Annotated in this window: 1 protein-coding gene; it reads right to left on the bottom strand. The window is 72.9% G+C overall.

All coding sequences use genetic code 11. The annotated features are described in order from the left end of the window. Positions 1–2,230 (bottom strand): beta-ketoacyl synthase N-terminal-like domain-containing protein (locus GT042_RS16940; protein ID WP_202532951.1); only part of this gene is annotated, 2,230 nt, incomplete at both ends.

Here is a 2,230-nt window from a genome sequence, read left to right as displayed (position 1 = left end):
TTGATCACCACCGTGACCACGCCCTCCCCCGGCACAAACCCGTCCGCCGCCGCGTCGAACGCCCGGGACCGGCCCGAGGGCGAGAACGACCGGAGCCGGGAGCCGAGTTGGAAGTACTGCGGGGACATTCCCAGGTGCACCCCGGCGACGACGGCCTGTTCGCACTCGCCGTCGCGGATGCTCCGTACAGCCGTGTGCAACGCCACCAGCGACGACGAACACAACGTGTCGATCGTCATGCTCGGACCCCGCAGATCCAGGAAGTAGCTCACCCGGTTCGCGAGGATCGCGTTGTGGTTGCCGAGCCCGGCCGCCGTCTGGACGATGTCACCGACCACGACGTCCCGGTAGTGCTGGTAGCTCGCCCCGACAAAGACTCCCACGGACCGGTTCCGGGCGTCGCCCGCCAGTCCCGCGTCCTCCAGGGCCCGCCAGGCGGACTGGACGAGGTGGCGTTGCTGCGGGTCGATCCAGCGTGCCTCGGCCGGGGAGATCTGGAAGAACCCGGCGTCGAAGCCGGTGAGTTCGTCGACGAAGCCGGCCCGGCGCAGATAAACCGTTCCGGGTGCGGCGTCCGTGGAGTAGTAGGCGTCGATGTCCCAGCGGTCCTTGGGGACTTCCTTGAGGCAGTCCTCGCGGTCCGTCAGCACCCGCCACAGCTCGGTCGTGTCGGCGGCACCGGGGAAGACGCCGTCGACCCCGACGATGGCGATGTCATGGCGGTCGGTGTCCTGTGCCGCCTCCGAGGCGGTGGTGTGCGCCAGTACGGGGGACAACTCGGCCGGAGGAGGCGTGACTTCGGCGGGAAGAGGCGCGACTTCGACGAAGGGAGCGGCGACTTCGGCGGGACGGGGCGCGGGGTCCGTGCCCGCTGCCGGGGACGGCGACCCGCCTCGGGCCGGTTCCACCGGGGCTGGCCCGGACGTGACGCCGTACTCGTCGCGCAGTTCCGCCGCCAGTTTGGCGACCGTGCCCGTTTCGAGGACGAGGGTGACCGGGATGTCGACGTCCAGCTTCGAGCGGATGTCCTGGGCCAGGGAGACGGCGAGCATGGAGTCGAGGCCCTGCTCCTGCAACGGCCTGTCCAGCTCCAGTGTTTCGACGTCGATCTCCAGGGCCTGGGCGACCCACTGCGCCAGCGCCGGTCCCAGTCCGCCGGCCCGGGACACGGAGGGCCCGTGTCCGTTGCGCGCGGCGGGACCGGTGGTCGCGGGCCGGGGGGCCCGGACCGGCGCCGACCCGGCCGGTCGTGCGTCCGTCAGCCGTGGCGGGGAGAGGCGCTTCCAGGTGATCCCCTTGGCCTCCAGTACGGGCCGGGTGCCGTCCAGCACCACGAGGCTCGCGGTCAGCAGGCCGGAGTCCGGCGCGCTGTCGCGGTCCCGGCGCGCGTACACCCGTACCTCTCCGGAGAGCCGTCCCCGTACGGTCAGCCGCTCGATGGTGAAGGGGACGTACAGCCCCTCCGCCCCACACGCGGCGAGAGCCACCTGGAAGGCGCCGTCGAGCAGCCGCGCGTCCACGAGCCCGGCGTCCGGGACGACGGCGGCGCTCAGGGTGCCGAGCGCCCGGCCTCCCGGGGCGGTGGCCAGCGCGGTCACGGAGCGGAAGCCCGCGCCGTAGCTGAGGCCGTTCCGGTCGAAGGCGCGGTACATCTCGTCCGGGGCGACCGGGCTGAATCCGCGCTCGGACACCAGGTCGGGAGACGACAGGTCGGGAAGGGAAAGATCGGGGAGGGAACGGTCGGAGAGGGAACGGTCGGCGAACAAGCTGTCGCCGTCCGGCACTTCGGACACCTCGGTCACGTCCGCGCTGCACACCACCGCGCCGGTACCGTCCCGGAACACCACGCCCGGTCCTTCACGCTCCGCGACGAGGGTCGCGGGAAGGCGGACGGCCGCCCGGAAGGTCATGTCCCGCAGCCCGAAGGTGTCGCGTCCGAGCAACTCGGCGACCTTGCCCGGGTATCCGGCGCCGGGGAGGGTCGGACGGCCGAGGACCACGTGCTCGGCGGCCTCGGGGTGATCGGTCCAGGTCCGGGCGGTCGGGGCGGTGGCCGCCACGGGTATCTCGGACGTCAGCGGTACGTCCGCCGGCGGCTCGGCCCGTTCGGGTGCCGCCGGAACCGGAGCGCCCGCCCCCGCCGGTTCGAGCCACAGATACCGCTCGTCGTGCGGCGCGGTCGGGAAGCGCACCCCCGCCCGCCGCCCCTCGGCCGCCAGTGCCTCGCCCG

The organism is Streptomyces sp. SID3212 (assembly GCF_009865405.1).
Taxonomy (GTDB): Bacteria; Actinomycetota; Actinomycetes; order Streptomycetales; family Streptomycetaceae; genus Streptomyces.
Note: the sequence above shows the minus strand (reverse complement) of the source record. Positions and strands in the feature narration are given on the sequence as shown.